Genomic DNA, 21,565 nt, shown 5'->3' with positions numbered 1-21,565 from the left:
GCGCGGCTCCGGTATCGCGCCGACGGGTCAGTTGACGGCCTTGTGCGCGGCGGAGATGAACTGGTTGATCAGGCCCTTGAGACCGATCTCCAGGATCTTGGCCGGAACAGGCAGCGAGGGGTCCGAGGTCATCGTGTAGGAGACGCGGGTGCCGTTGTCCGTGTCGGCGAAGGTGATGACGCCGATATGGCTTTTCACCGGGGCGCCCTTGACGATCTTGTACTCCATACGTTCGTTCGGGACCAGCGCGGTGATCTCCTCGACCACCCCGACCGGACCGATACCGATCTTGTGCTGGGCGCCGACGCCTTCTCGTTCGGTGGTGCCCGGTTTGACGAGCGTCACGTTCACCGCAAGGAACGGGTCGATGCTCTCGCGGTCGGCGAACAGCCGGTACACGGTCGCGCGCGGGGCGGCGATCACGGTATCGACGGTGGTGCTGGCCATGGAGACTCCTCTTCGTGTGGCTGTCCCGGGCAGCTTACGGTGTACGGCCGTGGATTTTCGTGTCGCGCCGACGGCGACCGCCGAGGTCTGGCTTCCAATAGATAGCCGTACGCTATCGAATCGCGGCGTGTCTCCACCAATGGTTGAGAGTTTCCGACGATCATCGCTGCATGAGGATGCTGGCGCTGCTGTCGAAGAATTCCGAGACGCTGCCCGGCCGGACCGGCACCGCCCGGGTCGACCGCGATACCCGGCGGCTACTCGACCGGTTGGAGCCGGGCGATATCGCGGTTCTCGACGAAATGGATCTGGACCAGGTCACCGCCGACCGGCTGCTCGCGGCCGGGGTGGCGGCGGTGGTGAACACCTCACCGTCGATCTCCGGCCGCTATCCCAACCCGGGACCCGAACTCCTGGTGGCCGGCGGTGTACTACTCCTGGACACGGTCAGCTCCGATGCCTTCGGTCGTATCAAGGACGGCGCGAAGGTGCGGATCGACAACGGCGTGGTCTACGCGGACCGCCTCACCCGCCGGGGATCGGAAGTCCTGGTGGAATGCCTCGAACTCGACGAGAGCGGTGTGGCCGAACGGCTGTCGGAGGCGCGTATCGGGCTCGCAAGCCATCTCGAATCGTTCGCCGTCGACGCCCTGGAATTCATCCGCGCCGAATCATCGCTGCTCATGGACGGTATCGGCGTGCCCGCTCCGGGTCTGGATCTGAACGGCCGTCAGGTTGTCGTGGTCGGCGACGGGCCCGGCCACGCCGAGGACCTGAGGAAACTCAAACCCTTCATCAAGGAGTACGCCCCGGTCATCATCGGGGTGGGGCAGGGCGCGGAAGCGGTGCGCGGCGCCGGCTACCGTCTGGATCTGATCGTCGCCAATCCCGACGAACTCACTGCCAAAACCCTCACCGGTAGCGCCGAGCTGATCGTTCCGGCGGAAACCGACGGTTACGCCGAAGGGCTGGACCGGGTCAAAGAGCTGGGGATCGGCGCGATCACCTTTCCGTGTTCCGGGACGCCCGCGGATCTGGCCTTGTTGCTGGCGCACCATCACGGTGCCGCGCTCATCGTCACCGCGGGGGCGGCTGCATCGTTGGAGGAGTTTTTCGATCGCGGCCGGCGGGAGAGCAATCCCGCGACCTTTCTCACACGTCTCAAGGTCGGTGGCACGATCATGGATGCCACTGCGGTGGCCACGCTGTACCGGAGCCGGGTCTCCGGCGCGATGACGGCGATGCTGGTCCTGGCGGCGCTGGTCGTACTGATCGTGGCGGTGCTGGCCGCCGGGCACGGAAGCGAAGTGTTCACCCTCGCGCAGGACTGGTTGCATCGGGCGGATCTCTGGGGGCGGGAGATGCTGAACCGGCCGCAGTAGCCGGGGCGGAGGCGTGTGGGTGCCCGAATCGGCCTCGGCTCCGGACGGGTCGCTCCTGGCGTCTGCGCGGGCGGGGCGCCTCCTGACGGCCGTGCAGACGGGCGCTCCTGGCGGCCGTGCGCAATCGCACAGCATTGGGACGAATTCGCAAGATCTCCGACTGCGGGGCGCGGGAGTGTGAAGGAAGTGGCCGGTGGTACCTCCGGGACGGGAGTAATCGGTCTTCGGCCCGGATCGCCGGTCGCGGTATCGGGGGGAGGTGGCGATCGGACGGTTAACCGGGAGTGGCGGTCGATCGTCGCCCGGGGTTTCGTGTTACCGTGAAGACCCGTGGGTCATACACGGATTCAGGCGCGGGCAGCCACCAAACATATCTTCGTCAGCGGTGGCGTCGCCTCCTCACTCGGTAAGGGTCTCACCGCCTCCAGTCTCGGTCAGTTGCTGACCGCGCGGGGGCTACGGGTCACCATGCAGAAACTCGATCCCTATCTGAACGTCGATCCCGGCACCATGAATCCGTTCCAGCACGGAGAAGTGTTCGTGACCGAGGACGGGGCCGAGACCGACCTCGATGTGGGGCACTACGAACGATTCCTGGACCGGGATCTCTCGCGGGACGCAAACGTCACCACCGGTCAGGTGTACTCGTCGGTGATCGCCAAGGAACGGCGCGGCGAGTACCTCGGCGACACCGTGCAGGTCATCCCGCACATCACCGATGAGATCAAGGCGCGAATCCTGGCCATGCGCGGTCCCGACCTGCAGGGACACGAGCCGGATGTGGTGATCACCGAGATCGGCGGCACGGTCGGCGATATCGAATCTCAGCCGTTCCTCGAAGCGGCCCGCCAGATCCGCCACGATGTCGGCCGCGACAACGTCTTCTTCCTGCATGTCTCGCTGGTTCCGTATCTGGCGCCCTCGGGGGAACTCAAGACCAAACCCACCCAGCATTCGGTGGCCGCGCTGCGCAGTATCGGTATCCAGCCCGACGCGCTGATCCTGCGCTGTGATCGTGAAGTTCCGGCCGGTCTGAAGAACAAGATCGCGCTGATGTGTGACGTGGAGGTCGATGCCTGCATCTCCACCCCGGACGCGCCGTCGATCTACGACATTCCCAAAGTGCTGCACCGTGAAGCCCTCGACGCCTATGTGGTGCGCAAACTCGGGCTGCCTTTCCGGGACGTGGACTGGACGATCTGGGGCGATCTGCTCGACCGCGTGCACGCACCGCGGGAGACAGTGGAGGTCGCGCTGGTCGGGAAATACGTGGACCTTCCCGACGCCTACCTCTCGGTCACCGAGGCGCTGCGCGCCGGAGGCTTCGCCCACCGAGCCAAGGTGAAACTGCGCTGGGTGCAGTCCGACGACTGCGAGACCGCTGCCGGGGCGCAGGCTGCCCTGCGCGATGTGGACGCGGTTCTCATCCCCGGTGGATTCGGGATACGCGGGATCGAGGGCAAGGTCGGGGCCATCCACCATGCCCGCACCCGCGGCCTGCCGCTGCTCGGGCTGTGCCTGGGATTGCAGTGCATGGTCATCGAGGCCGCGCGCTCGGTGGGTCTCACCGACGCCAACTCGGCCGAGTTCGAACCCGAGACCGAGCATCCGGTGATCTCCACCATGGCCGATCAGGAACAAGCTGTGGCCGGGGAGGCCGATCTGGGCGGCACCATGCGGCTCGGCGCCTATCCGGCCGTGCTGGAGAAGGGCTCCGTGGTGGCCCGGGCCTACCACGCCACCGAGGTCTCCGAACGGCACCGGCACCGGTACGAAGTGAACAACGCCTACCGCGACAAGATCGCCACCAGCGGATTGCGGTTCAGCGGTACGTCCCCCGACGGGCATCTGGTGGAGTTCGTCGAAATGCCCGCCGAAATTCATCCCTTCTTCGTCGGCACCCAGGCCCATCCCGAACTCAAGAGCCGCCCGACCCGGCCGCATCCGCTGTTCGCCGAACTCATCGCCGCCGCCCTGCGGTACAAACTGGCCGAGCGGCTGCCGGTCGATATCCCGGGTGAGCAGGAACTGGCCGGTACCTCCGAGCGGGTGTCGTGACGTCCGTGAACCCGGCACCCGGTAGTCACGACTTCGCGACTGTCGACAGCCGGCTCGTGTACTCGGGTGCGATTCTGGCGCTGCGGGTGGACCGGGTGGAGATGCCCGACGGGCGGATCGCGGAACGCGAAGTGGTCGAGCACCACGGCGCGGTCGCGGTGGTCGCGGTCGACGACGACGGCCGGGTGGTCCTGATCCGCCAGTACCGTCATCCGCTCGGGGAGCGGCTGCTCGAACTTCCCGCGGGGCTGATCGATATCGCCGGTGAGGATCCGCTGTCGGCCGCCCGACGCGAACTCGCCGAGGAAACCGGGCTGGCCGCCCGGGACTGGTCGGTGCTGGTGGATGTGGCGCTGTCGCCGGGTTTCACCGACGAGGCGCTGCGGGTGTATCTGGCGCGCGGGCTCTCCGAGACCGAGCGACCGGCGCCCGAACACGAGGAAGCCGATCTGGAACTGGTGCGTATGCCGGTCGCCGAGGCCGTCCGCGCGGCACTCGCCGGCACGATCGTGAATGCAACAGCGGTGGCCGGACTGCTGGCGCTGAGCGCGGCCGAGGCGGCGGATGTGCCGCTGCGGCCGGCCGACGCGCCGTGGCCGGGTCAGCCGGACGCACTGCTCCGCCGCCAGGCCGCGCAGCGGAACACGGACTGATCGGGGACCATCGGTGCGGGAGGTCGATATCTTCCTGGACCATCTGGCAGTGGAGCGGGGTGCCGCACGCAGCACCCTCTCCGCATACCGGCGGGACCTGGTTCGCTACCGGGAGTTTCTGAGCGACCGCGGCGTCACCGACCTCGGGTCCGTCGCCGAAACCGATATCTCCGAGTTCGCGGTCGCGCTGCGCGCCGGTGGGGAGCGGCATCCGCCGCTGGCGCCGAGCTCGGTGGCGCGGGCATTGATCGCGGTGCGGGGGCTACATCGTTTCGCGGCCGCCGAAGGTCTGACGAGCGCCGATGTCGCGCACGCGGTGAAGCCGCCGACGGTCGGCCAGCGGCTGCCGAAGGCTCTACCGGTCGAGCAGGTACTGCGGTTGCTGGACGCGGCCGATGCCGGTGCCGGAACCGGAGGGGAAGCCGCCGCCCGCGGATTGCGCGACCGGGCACTGCTGGAACTGCTCTACTCGACCGGCGCCCGGATCTCGGAAACGGTCGGCCTCGATATCGACGACCTCGACCTGGGCGACCGGGCGGTCGTACTACGCGGCAAGGGCGGCAAACAGCGGATCGTTCCCGTCGGGCGGCCCGCATCGGCCGCAGTGGACGCGTACCTGGTGCGCGGCCGCCCGGTTCTCGCGGCCCGGGCGCGCGCCGGGCGCTATACCCCCGGCGCCGCGGCCGCGCTGTTCCTGAATGTCCGCGGTGGTCGGCTGTCCCGCCAGGGCGCCTGGCAGGTCCTGCAACGAGCGGCCGAATACGCCGGGATCACCGCCGCAGTGTCGCCGCACACCCTGCGGCATTCGTTCGCCACCCATCTGCTCGACGGCGGCGCAGACGTCCGGGTCGTGCAGGAACTCCTCGGTCATGCTTCGGTGACCACCACGCAGATCTACACCCTGGTCACGGTGGGGACGTTGCGCGAAGTCTGGGCGACGGCCCACCCGCGCGCGAGGTAGTGCCGGTTCGCGAGGGGCGGCAAGCAGTTCAGTAACGTTTCGGTGTCGCCGGTCACTCCGGTGACGCGCGATACCGGCTGGTCGCAGCCTTGCGGCGAACACGCCGTGCTTACACGCCGCGCTCGAGCACCGTCAACCGGTAGCGTCTAGGTCTAGCCGGACCGTGGCGAAAGCGAGACCGTGCCTTGATCGGCCTCGTTACGCTCTACGAGGTGACGGACGGGTAGGAAACGTATAAGGAGCAGCGGATCGTGACGACAGCCGGATCGGCGGACTCGCCCAAGGGCGCCGAGAGCGACGATCGCGCCGCGTCGGTGTGGGGCGCGGGCCCCGAACCCATTCCCTCAGACGCCGCACTGGGGCCGACGGGGCGGCCCTTGCGCCAGGTTCCCGATCCGCCCGATCCGTCACATGAGGGCCATGCGCTCATCGTGGCCATGTGCAACCAGAAGGGCGGAGTCGGCAAGACCACCTCGACCATCAACCTGGGTGCGGCGCTGGCCGAGTACGGTCGCCGGGTGCTGCTGGTGGATCTCGATCCGCAGGGCGCGCTGTCGGCGGGCCTGGGTGTGGCACATCACGATCTGGATCAGACCGTGCACAATCTGCTCATCGGGACGCCGGTCTCCGCGGACGACGTCCTGATGAAGACCAAGGTCGAGAACCTGGATCTGCTGCCCAGCAATATCGATCTGTCGGCGGCGGAGATCCAGCTGGTGAACGAAGTCGGCCGGGAGCATTCGCTGGGGCGAGCGCTGGAGCCGATCCGCGACCGCTACGACTACATCCTCATCGATTGCCAGCCTTCGCTCGGTCTGCTCACCGTGAACGCGCTCGCCTGCTCGAACGGGGTGATCATCCCGATGGAGTGCGAGTACTTCTCGTTGCGCGGGCTGGCATTGCTCAACGACACGGTGGAGAAGGTCCGGGACCGGCTCAATCCACGGTTGAGCCTGTACGGCATCGTGGTGACCATGTTCGATGCCCGGCTGCTGCATTCCCGTCAGGTGATGGCACGGGTGGTCGAGGTCTTCGGGGAACTGGTCTACGACACCGCGATCGCGCGGACGGTCCGATTCCCGGACGCCAGTGTCGCCGGTGAACCGATCACCACCTGGGCGCCGAAGTCGAGTGGCGCCGAGGCATATCGGGCGATGGCACGGGAAGTCATCCACCGGTCCGGTCGGTGAACGGGCCGACCCCGCCCGCACTATCGAAGACGAACGAACCCGCCCCGCCCGCGGTGGTCACGGGCACGGACGCGGAGAAGTCCGGTTTCCATCTGCGGTTGAGCAATTTCGAGGGCCCTTTCGATTTGCTGTTGCAGTTGATCTCGCAACGCCGTCTCGATGTGACCGAGGTGGCGCTGCACAAGGTCACCGACGAGTTCATCGCCTACACCAAGGCGTTGACGGCGAGTCTCGATCAGCCGGGTAATTCGCTGCGTACGGACAAGATCCTCGATCAGACCACCGAATTCCTGGTGGTGGCCGCGACTCTGCTGGACCTGAAAGCCGCGCGGCTGCTGCCTTCGGGTGAGGTGACCGACCCCGAGGATCTGGAACTGCTCGAGGCCCGGGATCTGCTGTTCGCCCGGCTGCTGCAGTATCGGGCGTTCAAACAGGTCGCCGAGTTGTTCGCGGAGCTGGAGGCGGTGGCACTGCGCCGCTATCCGCGAAGTGTGGGCCTGGAGGAGCGATTCGCGAGTCTGCTACCCGAGGTGAACCTCGGGGTGGACGCCGCCGGTTTCGCCGATATCGCGGCGGCTGCGTTCCGGCCCCGCCCGGTGCCGACGGTGGGGCTGGATCATCTGCACGCGCATTCGATATCGGTGGCCGAGCAGGCGACGCTGGTGCTGGAGCGGTTACGTGCCCGGGGCGTGGGCGTCTGGACTACTTTCGCCGATCTGGTGGCCGATTGCGCGGCGCCGATCCAAATCGTTGCCCGGTTCCTTGCTTTGCTGGAGCTGTACCGGGGTAAAACGATCGAGTTCGACCAGCCCGACCCCCTGGGCCCGCTCGCCGTTCGCTGGATCGGTGACGACGAGGAGGGCGCCCCCGCGCCGGTAACCATCGAAGAGGACTACGGATGAGCGAATCAGGCCCGGAGGCGGGAGCGCAGCGTGACCACGTAGGGCCTTCGCTCATCCGGGGCGGGCAGGGCATGAGCGAATCAGGCCCGGAGGCGGGAGCGCAGCATGACCACGTAGGGCCTTCGCTCATCCGGGGCGGGCAGGGCATGAGCGAATCAGGCCCGGAGGCGGGAGCGCAGCGTGACCACGTAGCGCCTTTGTCCGATCACGGAGGGCAGAGCGTGGGCGAGACTGTGACCGATTTCGCCCCCGAGCCGTTGGACGACGACGAGTTCCGGGCGGCACTCGAGGCGTTACTGCTCGTGGTGGACACTCCGGCGCCGGTAGAGCAGCTGGCCGCCGCCTTGGAAGAGGCCCCGCATCGGGTGGAGCGGACCCTGCGGGAGATGGCGGCGGAGCTGGCCTCCCGGCGCAGTGGGATCGATCTGCGTTTCGCCGGGGACGGGTGGCGCTTCTATACTCGCAGCGAGTACGCACCGTATGTGGAGCGTATGTTGCTCGACGGCGCCCGGTCGAAGCTGACCAGGGCGGCTCTGGAGACGCTGGCGGTGGTGGCATACCGTCAGCCGGTGACCCGGGCTCGGGTCAGCGCGGTGCGCGGTGTCAACGTCGACGGTGTGATGCGCACCCTGCTGGCCAGGGGATTGATCACCGAGGCGGGCACCGACCCGGAAACCAACGGCACGCTGTACGGCACCACCGAACTGTTCCTGGAACGGATCGGGTTGGCGTCGTTGAGCGATCTGCCGGCACTGGCGCCGCTATTGCCGGGCGTCGACCTGATCGACGAGATCAACGACAGTCTGGAGACGGATCCCCGTTACACCAGGCTGCGCAAACCCGCCGAGGACGATCTGAGACTCGGCGCCGAGGATTGACAGGAAACCGTGAAAACACCCGCTCGCCGTGATGGCATACCGGATCGTAGGAAAAGTGGTGACCAGCCCGCTCGGGCCGGTCGCGGACGGAGCGCCTCCAGTGCAGGGGACGCCCGCCGAGGAAATACCGATTCGTCTCGCACCGGTCGTGCCGGGGGACCGCGCAGTACCGAGCGTGGGGCCCGTAGCGATCAGGTGCCGCGTTCCGGGCGGGCCGCCGGATCGGAGGCGCCGGCCGATGGTCGTGGCGCCCGGCCCGCGGGAGATCGGGGTGGTTCCGCGACAGCGGGTCGTTCCGGGGCCGGCCGGGGTGGTCCCGCGGGCGCGAGCCGCGGCGGCGGTCCCACCGGCGGGAGCCGTGGCGGCTCGGCCGCGGCCGGTCGTGGCGGGTCTGCCGGATCGCGGACCGGTGGCCGGCCCGGCGGGGGTGCGGCGCCCCGTAAGACTCAGACTGCCCGCTCCGGTGGCGGCTCTCCGCAGCTGAACAATGCGAAACCGGCCCGTCGCCAGCATGTGGAACCGGATGAGACCGGTCACGAGAAGTTGCCCTGGGGCGAAGGCGAGCGTCTGCAGAAGGTACTGGCCAAGGCCGGGGTGGCCTCACGCCGCGCCGCCGAGGAGATGATCGAGCAGGGCCGGGTCGAGGTCGACGGCATCATCGTGCGCGAACAGGGCCTGCGTATCGACCCGGAGAACGCGGTCGTACGGGTGGACGGTACCCGGGTGGTGGTGCGCGGGGAGCTGGTGCATCTGGCACTGAACAAACCCAAGGGCTGGCAGTCCACCATGTCCGACGATCTGGGTCGTCCCTGTGTCGGCGATATCGTCGCCGAGCGGGTCTCGGCGGGGCAGCGTTTGTTCCATGTGGGCCGGTTGGACGCCGATACCGAGGGGCTGCTGCTGCTCACCAACGACGGTGATCTCGCTCATCGGCTGATGCACCCCTCCTACGAGGTGTCCAAGACCTATTTGGCGACCGTGCAGGGCGAAGTGCACCGTCCGATCGGCAAGATCCTGCGTGAGGGCGTGGAGCTCGACGACGGGCCAGCTTCGGTGGACCGATTCCAGGTGCTGGAGGTCGACGCGGGACGTTCCCTGGTGAAGGTGGTGTTGCACGAGGGGCGCAAACATATCGTGCGGCGGCTGCTGGACGCGGTCGGGCATCCGGTCATCCGGCTCGTTCGCACCCATATCGGTCCGGTGGTCCTGAACGATCAACGTCCGGGCACGCTGCGTGTGCTGGGGCGCGATGAAATCGGCAAACTCTACGAGGCGGTGTCTTTGTGAACGGTGTGGAAGCTCCCGTGGGGGTCGTCGCGGGGCCGGGCCGTGACCGGTCCCTGGTCATCGCGATGGACGGTCCCTCGGGAACCGGGAAGTCCAGTGTGTCGCGTCGGCTGGCGGTTCGGCTTTCGGCCCGCTACCTCGACACCGGGGCCATGTACCGGGTCGCCACGCTGCAGGTGCTACGGGCCGGGATCGACCCGGCCGATGCCGCGGCGGTCGCCGCGGAGGTCACCGATATGCCGTTGCGGATCGGCACGGATCCGGAACGGGAACTGATCGAACTCGACGGTGACGATGTCCGCACCGAGATCCGCGGGGCCGAGGTCACGGCGGCCGTTTCGGCCGTTTCGGCCGTACCGGAGGTCCGTGAGCAACTGGTCGCCTTGCAGCGCGAGATCGCGGTGAGCGCGGGCCGCATTGTGGTCGAAGGCCGCGATATCGGCACCACCGTGCTGCCCCACGCCGACGCCAAGATCTATCTGACGGCGTCCGCGCAGGCACGCGCGCATCGGCGCAATCAGCAGAACATCGTCGAGGGCCGCGGCGACGACTACGCCGGAGTGCTCGCGGATGTGGAGCGCCGCGACCGTCTCGATTCGACGCGCGCGGTCTCGCCGCTGCGGCGGGCCGAGGACGCGGTGCAGGTCGATACCAGTGACCTGACCATGGACGAGACCATCGAAGAGCTCTACCACGAGGTCGGCCGGCAGCTCGAGTGCCCGCGGGATCGTCAGGTGGCCGGACGCCGGGGAGTTGCCGGATGAGCGGGGAAACCATGAGCGACGTGCTCGCCGGCGACGGTGTGTGGAGCGATGAATCCGAGTGGGAACTCACCGATCTCGACGGTGATCCCGAGGCGGCCGATCATGTCCCGATGCCGACCCTGGCCGTGGTCGGCCGCCCGAACGTGGGGAAGTCGACGCTGGTCAACCGCATTCTCGGCCGCCGCGAGGCGGTCGTCGAGGATGTGCCCGGGGTGACCAGGGACCGGGTGTCCTACGAGGCCAACTGGGCCGGCCGCCGCTTCTGGGTGCAGGACACCGGCGGCTGGGAACCGGATGCCAAAGGGTTGCAGCAGTCGGTGGCGCGACAGGCCGAACTGGCCATGAACACCGCCGACGCGATTGTGCTGGTGGTCGACGCGGTGGTCGGCGCGACCGCCACGGACGAGGCCGCGGTGAAGGTGCTGCGGCGGGCGAAGACCCCGGTCATTCTGGTCGCCAACAAGGTCGACGATCAGCGGTTGGAGGCCGACGCGTCCGCGCTGTGGTCGCTGGGCCTCGGGGAGCCACGGATGGTGTCCGCCGCGCACGGCCGCGGTACGGGCGATCTGCTCGACGATATCCTCGACGTACTTCCGGAGACTCCGCGGGAAACCACCGGGCCCGGTGGTGGGCCGCGCCGAGTGGCGCTGGTCGGCAAACCGAATGTCGGTAAATCGAGCCTGCTGAACAAGCTGAGCGGTGACGAGCGCTCGGTGGTGCACGATATCGCCGGCACCACTGTCGACCCGGTGGACTCGCTGGTCGAATTGGGCGGCAAGGTATGGCGTTTCGTCGATACCGCCGGACTGCGGCGCAAGGTCGCCAACGCCAGCGGTACCGAGTTCTACGCCTCGCTGCGTACCAAATCGGCATTGGAAGCCTCCGAGGTGGCGATCATGCTGATCGATGCCTCTCAGCCCGTCACCGAACAGGATCTGCGGGTGATCAGCCTGGTCGCCGATTCCGGGCGGGCGCTGGTGCTGGCGTTCAACAAATGGGATCTGGTGGACGAGGATCGCCGGTTGCAGCTCGATCGTGAGGTCGATCGTGATCTGGTGCGGGTGCCGTGGGCGCAGCGGGTCAATATCTCCGCGCAGACGGGCCGGGCGGTGCAGAAACTGGTCCCGGCCATGGAAACCGCTCTCGAATCCTGGGACAAGCGTATTCCGACCGGCCGGTTGAACACCTGGCTGAAAGAGGTGATCGCCGCGACGCCGCCGCCGATGCGCGGCGGGCGGCTGCCGCGAGTACTGTTCGCGACCCAGGCCACCACCAGGCCGCCGACTTTCGTCCTGTTCAGCACCGGTTTCCTGGAGGCCGGCTACCGCCGGTTCCTGGAGCGGCGGCTGCGGGAGGAGTTCGGCTTCGACGGATCACCGGTGCGGATCTCGGTCCGGGTGCGGGAGAAGCGCCCTCGGAAGTGAAAGCCGGATGCTCACCCGTCGCGCCGACGGGTGAGCATCTGCCGGAACTTCGGTTCCCGACCGCGACCGCAGGGCTCGTAGCCGTCTCGGTGCACGCCGATCGCCGGTCGCCTCCCCGCTGAGCTCGGAATATGCTCCGGGGGTCCGGAGCTGGTCCCGGTTCGCCGATCTGCGGAGTGAGGAGACTTCATGGTGCGATACCTCCGCCTTCGCTGCAGCCTCCGCGAACCGTCTGTACCGGTATCGAAGGAGACGTGATGGCCAGCCGCCGTACCCGAGCGTTGTCGGTATTCCTGCGGATCACGCGCAAACGCGGTATGGCGACCCCGGAGCGGGCCCGCGCCGCCATGGCCGAACCGGCCGGCGCCCACACTCCGCCGTCGCGGTTCCGCCGCCGCCACCGGGTCACCGGCCGGCTCGTCGAGGGCTTCCCCTGCTACACCGTCGCACCCCGGACAGCACCGGAATCCGGGAAAGTGGTGATCTATCTGCACGGCGGCAGCTTCTTCCGCGAGATCAGCTGGTGGCACTGGCGATTCATCGATCGGTTGGTGACCGCGGGGCACCGGGTCGAGGTGCCGATCTATCCGCTGGCGCCGCGGTATACCTATCGGGCGGCGCTGCCATATCTCGTCGCGGTCTACCGGCAGGTGATCGGAGATGTCGATCCCGGACGGGTGGTCCTCGCCGGGGATTCGGCCGGTGGCACGCTGGCGCTACTGCTCGCCCAGGCGCTGCCCGCTACCGGGCTGCCCGCTCCGGCGCGGCTGATCCTGCTGGCGCCGTGTCTCGATATGCGGCTGTGCAATCCGGAGATCGACGGAGTGGAAGCCGCCGACCCCTGGCTGGCGCGGCCCGGGCTGCTCGAAGCCGGCAGGGTGTGGGCCGGCGGTGACGATCTCGGGCTGCCGGAGCTCAGTCCGATCAACGGCCCGCTCGATCGGCTACCGGAAACGGATCTCTTCATCGGGACACACGACATCCTGTATCCCGATGCGCGGTTGTTCGCCCAACACGCCGGAGCGAGAGTACGTTTCATCGAGGAGCCCGGTGCGTTCCACGTATACCCGCTCGCTCCGGTGCCGGAGGCACGGCCTGTGGTGAAAGCAGTCTTGACCACTGTCGACGCATTGTGAACACGGAAGTGCGACGCCGCCAGCGGAACTCGTGAACAGCCTGTGAACGGCCACGGAACTCGGTTGTTTCGACCGTGACGATGCATCGCGGAGCAAAGGGCGGTACCGTACCCCGGCGTGACTACTTGTCTGCCATCGAAGCACCCGAGGCGGGAGCCGTAATGACTGTCGAACCGCCGATCGAGGACGATGTCACGCAACTGGCCCTGCGCGTCGAACACGCACGCGGCCGACTGGCTTACCAGTTCGATCCCGCCCTCACCGAGGCGCTGTCGGAGACGGAGCTACGCGCCGAACGCGATCTCGCCGAGCGTATCCGCGAACAGGAGCGCGGACAGCGGTGGAAGGAGATCCAAGCGGTCGCCTCGGCCAACGATCGGGCGAGGCAGACCACCGAGCAGATCGAGAAGGCGGATATGCGCGACCTCTTGCTCGCCCGGAAAGCCATCGCCGCTCAGCGCCGGGAGTCCAGCCCGCACGCCAAACTGGCTTCGCTGTACCGACATCGGTCCTGGTCGTTGCGCGCACTGGCCGGGGTGGTCGGTGCCGGGATGCTCTGGTCGGCCGTCAATGTGCAGCAGAACATCGCGCCCACCGGACCGAGTGACCCACTGTTCTGGTTCAGCTACCTGCTGGAAGCGATGATCAGCGCCTGCCTGATCATCATCATGATCGGCACCAACAAGGTGGCCGAGTGGGGGGTGATCAACAACCGGAGGCAGACCGCCGCTGCCGAGATCGCCCTGCTCACGCTGACCATCGGGCTGAACACCTACCCGTACCTGAGACTCGGCGAATGGTACGACGCGGCCGTGCACGCGGTCGCCCCGGTGATGATCGGTGTCGCGCTGCTCATCCACGACGCGGCGAGCGCACGCTACGGAATGGCGATCCTGCGGGCCACCGAACAGGTCCGGGTGCTGCCGGACCCCGCCGATCAGATCCGCAACAGCTTGCCGCGGGTGAGCGTGCGACTCGATCATGCCAAGGCGGTGTCCTCGATGCCGATAGCCGAGGCCGAGGTCGCGACGAAACCGGCCGCGCTGGAGCCCGCCGGTACGAAGAGCTCGGGTTCCGGATCGAGCGGTTCGGCCTTTCGGTCGGACAGCAGGGGCGGTGATATGGGAAAACGCCGGTCGGGGGATCTGGCGGAGGTCACCTCGGGATTGATCGGACGGACGAGCTCGCTGCTCGATGAGATGGCCGCCAATCCACCACTGTTCGAAGCGGATCCGGTAACGACCAGAACCGCCGATACCACCGACAAACTCCCGGTGACCAAACCCAAGAAGATCGCGGGGCTCGGTAAGGGCTCATCGGAGGGTGTCAAGAACGGTTCGTCGGACGGCGGTTCCAAGGGCAAGATGTCCGGGGACAAGGAGACCGACGAGTTCCTGGACGTCGTGCGCTCCTCCGACGGTTATGACACGGGCCAGTTCCGGGTCGCCGATATTCTCGAGCAGGAGCTCGCCGACCTACAGGCCGAGCGCCGCCGGGCCCGTTCCGGCCGTACCCGCAGCGCCTCCACCAACGGGGCCTGACGGGGTCGATGGTGACCCGCGGCGTCGCGGGTCACCCGAGCGTCGATGCCGGTGGGGGCGCTACCGTGGTGGGAGACGGTGGCCGTTGAGGCCGAACCCGCCCGACACCCACCACCGGTGCGGTTGTATGGGGTGATGGATTCACCGACCCTCGCCGATCGGCTCGAGATCACCGATCTGCTCACGCGCTACGCCACCGCCGTCGACAGTAAGGACTGGGCGTTGTACCGGTCGGTGTTCACCGCCGACGCGCATATCGACTACAGCACCGCCGGTGGACCGGTCGGTGATCGCGAGACTGTGGTGGAGCGGCTGACCGAACAGCTGGGCCTCTTCACCCGCACACAGCATTTCATCTCCAATATCGCGGTCGAACTCGACGGGGACAGTGCGAAAGTGCGGGCGATGTTCTTCAACCCGATGATCGTGTCGCCCGGTAAACAGTTCACCTGCGGCGGCTGGTACAACCACGAACTGATCCGTACTCCCGACGGCTGGCGCAGCACCCGGCTGATCGAGGAAGCGGCCTGGTTCGACGGCATCGAGGCTGCCTTCTCCCCGTAGCGGCTTCTCCCCGTAGCGGCCCATGACCGGGAATCTCCGATCGGCGTACACGGAGCCGAGCACGGCAGACGGCGACCACCTCCGAGTGGTCGCCGTCGCATATCCCGGGGTCCATCGGGTCAGCGGGTCAGCGCGGTTGCGGTGTGCGCTGGGTCGGGGACCGGTCGCGGATGCAGTTCGTACACCGCGAAAGCCGATCGGATCACCGGCTGGGCGACATTGCGGACCCGGATACCGCCCGGGGTACTGCCGCGTTCGGTACCGGCGTGGGCGTGGCCGTGCAGCGCCAGATCGGCGCCGTGCGTGTCGATGGGCTCACCGAGCAGATAGGAGCCCAGGAACGGATAGATCTCCCGCGGTTCGCCGTGCAAGGTATCGCTGACGGGGGAATAGTGGGTCAGGGCGACCGTGACATCGGTGTCCAGACCCGCCAGCGCCGTATCCAGACCGGCGGCCAGGTCGACGGTGTGTCCGGCGAAATCGCGCATCAGACTCTCCCCGAACACGCTGGCGCATTTGCCCGCGAAACCGCCGCCGAACCCCTTCGTGCCCGCCACGCCCAGTGTCCGATCACCGACCGTGACCGTGGTGGCGCTGCCCTCGAGAACGGCGATCCCCGCGTCGCCCAGCATTGCGGCGATCTCGTCCTGGAGATCGCTGTGATGGTCGTGGTTGCCGAGCACCGCGATCACCGGAACACCGATATCGGTGAATTCCGCGGCCACCACCTCGGCTTCCGGCAGGGTTCCGTGATTGGTCAGATCACCTGCCAGCAGCAGTACATCTGCGCGGTCCGGTAGCCCGCGCAACGCGGGACGCAGTATTCCCCGGGAGTCGGTCCCCAGGTGGACATCCCCCACAGCGGCGATCCGCATCGGTGCGCTCTCCCTTCTGCCCGGTGTCAGTCACCGAGGTCCTCGCATTCGCCCGGGCCGGGCATCGCGGCCACGTGTACGTCGTTGTGGATCTGCGCATCCGGCGCTATCTCGTGCACCACGTCCTCCAGCAGGCGCCGCCGCTGCGCGGTGCCCACTTCTCCGTCGAGTACCACCACATCCCCGCGGATACGTACTCGAACCCCTTGTTCCGCGGTTCGAGGGTCCTCGGTCAATGCCCGGTGCAGTTCGGCGGCCAGGTATTCCGGTGGTCGTCCCGCCGCCCGGTTGTGATTCTGTGACATCTATCCGGCCCTTCTCGATGTTCGATCACCTGTGCGAGTGTCGGCGATCCCGAGATCGTCGATCAACCCGAGAAAAGCGCGCGCGTATGGCGAATGCTCGGTCTGCGCGCGGACAGACACCCAGTCCACCTGTTCGCGCAGGTCGCGGGAGATCCGCAGGAGCGGGCTCAAGTCCAGCCGGTGCGCGTCGAAGACCAGCAGTTTGTCGACCAGCAGGTCGGTGCCGTGGACCACCGGCGCTACCGTCGGGCCCACGCGCATGACCTCCGCCCGCGCCAGCAATGCGTCGTCGACCTCCCGGTTGTTGGGCCGGTGGATGATATCGATGAGGGTGTCGCCGTCGTAGGCCTTGGTGAGCCAGTCCTCGGCGGCGTCGGCGATACGAAGCCCCGCCCGTGCCAGTTCGGTACGCGCCCGGGCGCAGTCGGCGGGCTTGACGAAGAGGTCGACATCGTGGTCCGAAGGGGGACCGCCTCGTGCGTAGACCGCGCATCCGCCCGCCACGGCGAAGGGGATGTCGTGGTGGGTCAACGCGTTCGCGGCTCGCGTCAGCGCATGGAGCAACTGCTGATGGGTCGGAGCCATACAGGGCGGCTACCCGGAAACAGCACCGCCAATCCGCTACGGCCCTTCACGGTCCTCATCGGAGCGCCGGGCCCGCCGGCGATGACTCGTATCGCACAGTGGGTAGCTACCGGACCGTTTACAGGTGCACAGCGCGACCAGGAAGCGGTCGGCGAGAATGCGGTCCCCGTTCGGTGCGATCACTTCCAGTGGTCCCTCGATCAAAGCCGGTCCTGCTGCGGTGAACGTGATCCGGCGCGATCCCGGCGCCGCCGGCCGATCCGGCCCGTCGAGGGCCGCGCCGGGGGGCGCGGGGGTGTTCGGGGGCTCGGCCCCGTCGGACGTGCCGGTGGCGCCGACCGGCCGGATCGCGGCGAGTAGCTCGTCGGGGCCGGGTGGTGGGTCAGCGGGTTCTGTCGGCACGGATGACCACCAATTCCTCGTGCTCCTGTTCGGGTTGGATCAGGCTGCGATCCCGCAGCCAGCCGACGCGACTGCGCATCACCGGACCGAAGGGGACGACGGTGCGTGCCACGACGGTCGCTTTCAACCCGCCTGTGCGCAATCGGGTGAGACTGGCGGCGATACCGGAGACGGCGGAGTGCACGATCAGTGCGGTACCGCCCGAGCTGAGCAGTTGCGGCATCATCTCGCACAGCGGGTCGAGCAGGTGGCGGCCGTGCCATCCCGCATCCCAGGCACGTGCCGGGCCCACTTCGGGTGGATGCGTCCGGCTCGGCACATACGGCGGGTTGGCGACGACCACATCGAAGGTTCGCCCCTCGACCACCCGGGTGATATCTCCCCACAGCAGTTCCAGCCGCACTCCGTAGAGCCGGCTGTTGAACCAGGCCGAGGCGAGCGCGGCACGCGAGAGGTCCACCGCCGTCACGGCCGCGGCCCCGGACCGCGCGGCGTGGATCGCCAGCGCTCCGGTTCCGGTGCACGCGTCGAGTACCTGCGCTCCCTGCGGCAGCGCGGCATCGGTCATTGCCCGCGCCAGCAGTCTGGTATCGGGTTGCGGGCGGTACACCCCGGGGACACGGACGAACACCGGACTCACCGATCCGTGGTCCGCAGCGAACTCTCGCCCGCGCGCCAATGATCGAGTACAGCATCGGCCCACCGGTCTTCGAGGAAGTCGGTGGCCTGGATCCCGAAGACCACCGATTCGGCCAGTTCGGGCTCCCTGGTGAGCAGATCGTCGAGCACATCGCGGCGTACCACCTGTTCGTGGACCGCGTCGGCGGTGACGTGCTCGCTGTAGAACCGTATGCAGTCGGGATGGGCGGAGAAGCGGTGCAGCGCCTCGACCATGCGTCGGGAGGCGGGTGAGGAGGTGATCTCGACCGCCGCGAAATGACCCACGATCGCACCACGTAGCGACCGGTGCAGACCGAACAGCGACATCATGTCGACCAGCGCGAGCATGGGCGCGGGCACCACGTCCAGATAGTGCAGGTAACCCTGGTCCAGTCCGGCGCCGCGCATCAGATCGGCGTAGAGGCGGGCGTGGATACGATCAGCGTGGCCGCCGCCGAACTCGTCGAATTCGATCGCGACCAGCCCTGCCTTCGCCCGACCGCGCAGCCGCGGGATCACCCAGGCCACCGGATCTGCTTCCTTGTGGTGGTAGATCGAGCGGTGGACGAAGTATTCGCGCATCTGCCACCAGGTGCCCTCGTCGCGCAACAGGCCCGGTATACCGCCGGAAGCGGGGACGGTGAGCAATCGGTCCAGTTCGGCCGTGACGTCGTCCCCACCGGGTACCTCGGCCCGCAGTGCGTTCTGGAATCGGTGTTCGAGCTCCGCGCGCAGTCCCAGCAGCCCGGGGTCCCATTCCCAGTCCGGGGCCACGTCCCGGAAACCCTGATAGTGCAGTTCGTAGCAGGTGTGCAGGGTGAGCTGGAAATCGTCGCCGTACGGGTCGAGATCGCCGGACACCTCGGGTACCGGTCGGCCCGGTGCGTTGCGCAGCAGTTCCGTCAGCGCCGCCGAGAGCGGGCCTCGGGGTAGCGGTAGCGGTAGCGCGCGGACAGCGCCTTCGCTCGGAGAGAGAGTATCGACCATGGCTCGCCTTTCGCAGGCATCGAACGTCGGATCCCTGGTAGGGCAGCGGTGTGCTGCGGGTCAATCGGCCGGATAGGGTGCGCTACGCAATGCGCGAGCGAGATGGGCTGCCTTACGCGCGGCAGTGGCACCGGAAACCTCCGCCCCTGTCGGTCGGCCGGTCCGACCCGGCCCGTTTGCCTCTCCGCAATAGCCTGTGCGCCTCGGAGTAAACATCTCTATCGGGCTGCGCGGTCCGGCCCGTGCCGAGACCGCTCGGTCGCGCGGCGGTGTACAGCGCCGGTCGACCATGCCAGAATGGTGCTCAGGTTGAGAACATGCAGCCGATCCCGGTAGCGCGTATCTCTCGGTGCCCGGGCTCGACGAACGAGAATCGTTCTCGTTCCGATATCCGCCCGCAGTGCGTACGCCAACCGGTAATCCCCACCACCAGGACGGGATTGATATGTCGGTGACCGCCGTTTTGTACCAGGTCGATCAACACCGCCGCCGCGACTCACGGCAACAGGCCGCTGCTCGCGTGTGGTCACGCCGCAGTACCGAGTACCCCGACTGCGTGATCGCACGGGTGGAAGGCGAATTGGACGCGGTACTGCACGACGATCTGTGTACCGTGCTCGGCCGGCACCGCGAGCTGCTGTGCCGGGTGGTGGTGCTGGATCTGCGTGCCACCACGTTCATGAGCATTCGAGCAGCCGCTGTTCTCGCCGACGCCAAGGCCGATGCCTGGCAGGCCGGGGTCGAGTTGCGGGTGGTCAGTGGGCGCAAGGAAGTGGAACGGGCGCTCGAGGTCGCCGGGGTGCGGCCGCAGTTCCGATACTTTCCGACCTTGCGGTCCGCGCTGATGAGCTGATCCGCCGCTACGCGCGTACCTTACCCGGGCCGTCGCGACGGCCGGGGTGAGGTCGCTTTCCGTGCCGGAACCGTCGATACTCGAGCCGTGACCCGAGAGGACGGCGGTATCGCCGACGAGCGGGACGACGACCTACTGGATTCGATCGCCATCGTCGATCTGGACGGCAACACCCGGCCGGTGATCGTGGTGGCCGAACTCGGCACGCTCGAACACGCCGGCCCCACTCTGCGCACCGAATTCGATCATCTGCTGCTGACTGTGCACGAGCGAATCGACCACACCTGAACTGGGCGGTGTTTCGGAGATTCCGACCGGGGTATGTGCGCATGTGACAATCAGGCCGACATCCGAGGAAAGATGAACCGCGGCGTCACCGACGGTCACGGGCACGACGGGGCCCGGCGGGCGCTTCCCGCCCGCCGTGGCGCGGGCGGCAGGAACTAGGTGGTGATGCGCATGGCGGAGAGTGTCTCCGATTCCGTGTATACGACGTCGGCGGATATGACCGTGGGCGTGCGGATCCCGGCCCGGCAGGAGCAGTTGGTGATGCTGCGGGCGCTGGCCGAGACCGTATCGCTGATCGCCGACTTCGGTCTGGACGAAGTGACCGATATCCGGCTCGCGCTCGACGAAGTGGCTACGTCTCTTATTGCCTCCGCTGTTCCCGATTCGAGTCTGACCTGCGACTTCGATTACGACGAACATCGCATGACAGTGCGCGTAACCTCGATCTCGGAGGTCGATTCGCTCCGGGACCAGGAGGGCTTCGGCTGGCATATCGTACGGACGCTGACCCGCTCGGTCAGCGTGGTGCAGCACCCCTACGACGTGGCGAGCGGTGGTTACCCGACCGATGTCGAGTTCAGCTGGTTCCGAGGAGGCGCCGATGGCGGATGAAGGACCCCGGGCCGACCCCGGACCTTCGCGTCGCCATCGCGGCAACGACAGTTACGACAATATCGAGCCGTTGTTCGGCAAACTGGCTGCCCTTCTCGAGGGCGATCCGGCCCGCATCGACCTGCGCGGTGAGATCATGCGGCGGTGCCTGCCGCTGGCCGAGCACATCGCGCGCAAGTTCTCCGGTCGCGGTGAGAATTACGACGATCTCCTGCAGGTGGCCCGGCTGGGGCTGGTCAACGCCGTGGACCGGTTCGACGTCTCGCGTGGTTCGTTGTTCCTCCCCTTCGCCGTTCCCACCATCATGGGTGAGGTCCGCCGCCATTTCCGGGACAACACCTGGTCGGTCCGGGTGCCGCGGCGGGTCAAGGAACTACAGCTGAACCTGGGGTCCACCATCGAGATCTTGTCGCAACGGCTGGGGCGGGTGCCGCGCGCCAAGGAGATCGCCGCGGAACTCGAGATCGACGTGGTGGAGGTGACGCAAGCGCTCATCGCCGGTAACGCGTATCAGGCGTCCTCGCTGGATGCGCCTTCGGCCGGGGAGGACAGCGAGAGTTCGGCGTTGCCGCTGGTGGAATCGCTGGGCGCCGAGGAGCCGTCCTACGGTTGGCTCGAGGATTATCTGGCGATCGAACCGTTGCTGGGCGAGTTGTCCGACCGTGAGCGTCAGGTTCTGCGGCTGCGGTTCTTCGAATCCCGCACGCAATCACAGATCGCCGAGGAGCTCGGAGTCTCGCAGATGCACATCTCGCGGATACTGTCGCGCACGCTCGGCTGGCTCCGCGATCAGGCGATGCGCGACTGACCT

The 21,565-nt window shown here is 67.4% G+C and carries 24 protein-coding genes; 17 read left to right on the top strand and 7 right to left on the bottom strand.

Going from position 1 to position 21,565, the window contains the following annotated elements:
• Nucleotides 1-27 precede the first annotated feature (27 nt).
• Nucleotides 28-447, bottom strand: a complete 420-nt coding sequence (locus tag OG405_RS16675) for an SRPBCC family protein (RefSeq protein WP_327147414.1) — start codon at nucleotides 445-447, stop codon at nucleotides 28-30.
• Between the two features lie 170 nt (nucleotides 448-617).
• Between OG405_RS16675 and steA the strand changes: the two genes are divergently transcribed.
• The 13 genes from steA (at nucleotide 618) to OG405_RS16610 (ending at nucleotide 15,187) form a co-directional block, all read left to right on the top strand.
• Complete coding sequence (gene steA / locus OG405_RS16670) at nucleotides 618-1,829, top strand: putative cytokinetic ring protein SteA (RefSeq protein WP_327147413.1); 1,212 nt, start codon at nucleotides 618-620, stop codon at nucleotides 1,827-1,829.
• Between the two features lie 330 nt (nucleotides 1,830-2,159).
• Nucleotides 2,160-3,887, top strand: a complete 1,728-nt coding sequence (locus OG405_RS16665) for a CTP synthase (RefSeq protein WP_327147412.1) — start codon at nucleotides 2,160-2,162, stop codon at nucleotides 3,885-3,887.
• A gap of 5 nt (nucleotides 3,888-3,892) precedes the next feature.
• Nucleotides 3,893-4,540 (top strand): NUDIX hydrolase, encoded by a 648-nt coding sequence (locus OG405_RS16660; protein WP_327147411.1) that lies wholly within the window; start codon nucleotides 3,893-3,895, stop codon nucleotides 4,538-4,540.
• A 13-nt stretch (nucleotides 4,541-4,553) separates the two neighbouring features.
• Nucleotides 4,554-5,501, top strand: coding sequence for a site-specific tyrosine recombinase XerD (locus tag OG405_RS16655; protein WP_327147410.1), 948 nt, complete (start codon nucleotides 4,554-4,556; stop codon nucleotides 5,499-5,501).
• Nucleotides 5,502-5,815: 314 nt separating this feature from the next.
• Nucleotides 5,816-6,691 carry a ParA family protein gene (locus tag OG405_RS16650; protein WP_327152360.1) on the top strand — a complete coding sequence of 292 codons (876 nt, stop codon included), beginning with the start codon at nucleotides 5,816-5,818 and terminating at the stop codon, nucleotides 6,689-6,691.
• Complete coding sequence (locus OG405_RS16645) at nucleotides 6,688-7,593, top strand: segregation and condensation protein A (RefSeq protein ID WP_442790569.1); 906 nt, start codon at nucleotides 6,688-6,690, stop codon at nucleotides 7,591-7,593. The genes OG405_RS16650 and OG405_RS16645 overlap by 4 nt, the downstream gene beginning before the upstream one ends.
• 221 nt (nucleotides 7,594-7,814) lie before the next feature.
• Nucleotides 7,815-8,471 (top strand): SMC-Scp complex subunit ScpB, encoded by a 657-nt coding sequence (gene scpB / locus OG405_RS16640; RefSeq protein ID WP_327147409.1) that lies wholly within the window; start codon nucleotides 7,815-7,817, stop codon nucleotides 8,469-8,471.
• Between the two features lie 9 nt (nucleotides 8,472-8,480).
• Complete coding sequence (locus tag OG405_RS16635) at nucleotides 8,481-9,758, top strand: pseudouridine synthase (protein WP_327147408.1); 1,278 nt, start codon at nucleotides 8,481-8,483, stop codon at nucleotides 9,756-9,758.
• Nucleotides 9,759-9,823: 65 nt separating this feature from the next.
• Nucleotides 9,824-10,522 carry a (d)CMP kinase gene (gene cmk, locus OG405_RS16630; protein WP_327152358.1) on the top strand — a complete coding sequence of 233 codons (699 nt, stop codon included), beginning with the start codon at nucleotides 9,824-9,826 and terminating at the stop codon, nucleotides 10,520-10,522.
• Nucleotides 10,519-11,946 (top strand): ribosome biogenesis GTPase Der, encoded by a 1,428-nt coding sequence (gene der / locus OG405_RS16625; RefSeq protein ID WP_442790568.1) that lies wholly within the window; start codon nucleotides 10,519-10,521, stop codon nucleotides 11,944-11,946. Before cmk ends, der begins: the two co-directional genes overlap by 4 nt.
• A gap of 257 nt (nucleotides 11,947-12,203) precedes the next feature.
• On the top strand, nucleotides 12,204-13,082 hold the full coding sequence (locus OG405_RS16620) for an alpha/beta hydrolase (RefSeq protein ID WP_327147407.1): 879 nt from the start codon (nucleotides 12,204-12,206) through the stop codon (nucleotides 13,080-13,082).
• Nucleotides 13,083-13,243: 161 nt separating this feature from the next.
• Nucleotides 13,244-14,623: a hypothetical protein gene (locus tag OG405_RS16615; RefSeq protein ID WP_327147406.1), complete on the top strand. Its 1,380-nt coding sequence runs from the start codon at nucleotides 13,244-13,246 to the stop codon at nucleotides 14,621-14,623.
• A 135-nt stretch (nucleotides 14,624-14,758) separates the two neighbouring features.
• Nucleotides 14,759-15,187, top strand: coding sequence for a nuclear transport factor 2 family protein (locus OG405_RS16610; RefSeq protein ID WP_327147405.1), 429 nt, complete (start codon nucleotides 14,759-14,761; stop codon nucleotides 15,185-15,187).
• 119 nt (nucleotides 15,188-15,306) lie between these two features.
• Here the strand turns inward: OG405_RS16610 and OG405_RS16605 are convergent, their stop codons facing one another.
• Genes OG405_RS16605 through OG405_RS16585 form a run of 6 tightly spaced genes read right to left on the bottom strand, consistent with a single transcriptional unit; the run spans nucleotide 15,307 to nucleotide 19,001 of the window.
• Complete coding sequence (locus OG405_RS16605) at nucleotides 15,307-16,062, bottom strand: metallophosphoesterase family protein (protein WP_327147404.1); 756 nt, start codon at nucleotides 16,060-16,062, stop codon at nucleotides 15,307-15,309.
• Between the two features lie 26 nt (nucleotides 16,063-16,088).
• On the bottom strand, nucleotides 16,089-16,367 hold the full coding sequence (locus tag OG405_RS29270; protein WP_442790567.1) for a BON domain-containing protein: 279 nt from the start codon (nucleotides 16,365-16,367) through the stop codon (nucleotides 16,089-16,091).
• Nucleotides 16,368-16,952: a nucleotidyltransferase family protein gene (locus tag OG405_RS16600; RefSeq protein ID WP_442790566.1), complete on the bottom strand. Its 585-nt coding sequence runs from the start codon at nucleotides 16,950-16,952 to the stop codon at nucleotides 16,368-16,370. It lies immediately after the preceding gene.
• A gap of 36 nt (nucleotides 16,953-16,988) precedes the next feature.
• Nucleotides 16,989-17,354, bottom strand: a complete 366-nt coding sequence (locus OG405_RS16595; protein ID WP_327147403.1) for a CDGSH iron-sulfur domain-containing protein — start codon at nucleotides 17,352-17,354, stop codon at nucleotides 16,989-16,991.
• The gene (locus OG405_RS16590; protein ID WP_327147402.1) at nucleotides 17,335-17,994 is read right to left on the bottom strand and encodes a HemK2/MTQ2 family protein methyltransferase; all 660 of its coding nucleotides are present in this window, start codon (nucleotides 17,992-17,994) and stop codon (nucleotides 17,335-17,337) included. Before OG405_RS16590 ends, OG405_RS16595 begins: the two co-directional genes overlap by 20 nt.
• Nucleotides 17,991-19,001, bottom strand: a complete 1,011-nt coding sequence (locus OG405_RS16585) for an iron-containing redox enzyme family protein (RefSeq protein WP_327147401.1) — start codon at nucleotides 18,999-19,001, stop codon at nucleotides 17,991-17,993. Before OG405_RS16585 ends, OG405_RS16590 begins: the two co-directional genes overlap by 4 nt.
• A gap of 451 nt (nucleotides 19,002-19,452) precedes the next feature.
• Between OG405_RS16585 and OG405_RS16580 the strand changes: the two genes are divergently transcribed.
• From OG405_RS16580 to OG405_RS16565, 4 genes are all read left to right on the top strand, one after another.
• Nucleotides 19,453-19,854 carry an STAS domain-containing protein gene (locus OG405_RS16580; protein WP_327147400.1) on the top strand — a complete coding sequence of 134 codons (402 nt, stop codon included), beginning with the start codon at nucleotides 19,453-19,455 and terminating at the stop codon, nucleotides 19,852-19,854.
• A gap of 87 nt (nucleotides 19,855-19,941) precedes the next feature.
• Nucleotides 19,942-20,142, top strand: coding sequence for a hypothetical protein (locus OG405_RS16575; protein WP_327147399.1), 201 nt, complete (start codon nucleotides 19,942-19,944; stop codon nucleotides 20,140-20,142).
• Nucleotides 20,143-20,313: 171 nt separating this feature from the next.
• Nucleotides 20,314-20,754 (top strand): ATP-binding protein, encoded by a 441-nt coding sequence (locus tag OG405_RS16570; RefSeq protein WP_327147398.1) that lies wholly within the window; start codon nucleotides 20,314-20,316, stop codon nucleotides 20,752-20,754.
• Nucleotides 20,744-21,562: a SigB/SigF/SigG family RNA polymerase sigma factor gene (locus OG405_RS16565; RefSeq protein ID WP_327147397.1), complete on the top strand. Its 819-nt coding sequence runs from the start codon at nucleotides 20,744-20,746 to the stop codon at nucleotides 21,560-21,562. Before OG405_RS16570 ends, OG405_RS16565 begins: the two co-directional genes overlap by 11 nt.
• Nucleotides 21,563-21,565: the final 3 nt, after the last annotated feature.

The sequence above is a fragment of the Nocardia sp. NBC_01329 genome, from assembly GCF_035956715.1.
GTDB lineage: Bacteria > Actinomycetota > Actinomycetes > Mycobacteriales > Mycobacteriaceae > Nocardia.
This window is presented reverse-complemented; position numbering and strand designations above follow the sequence as displayed.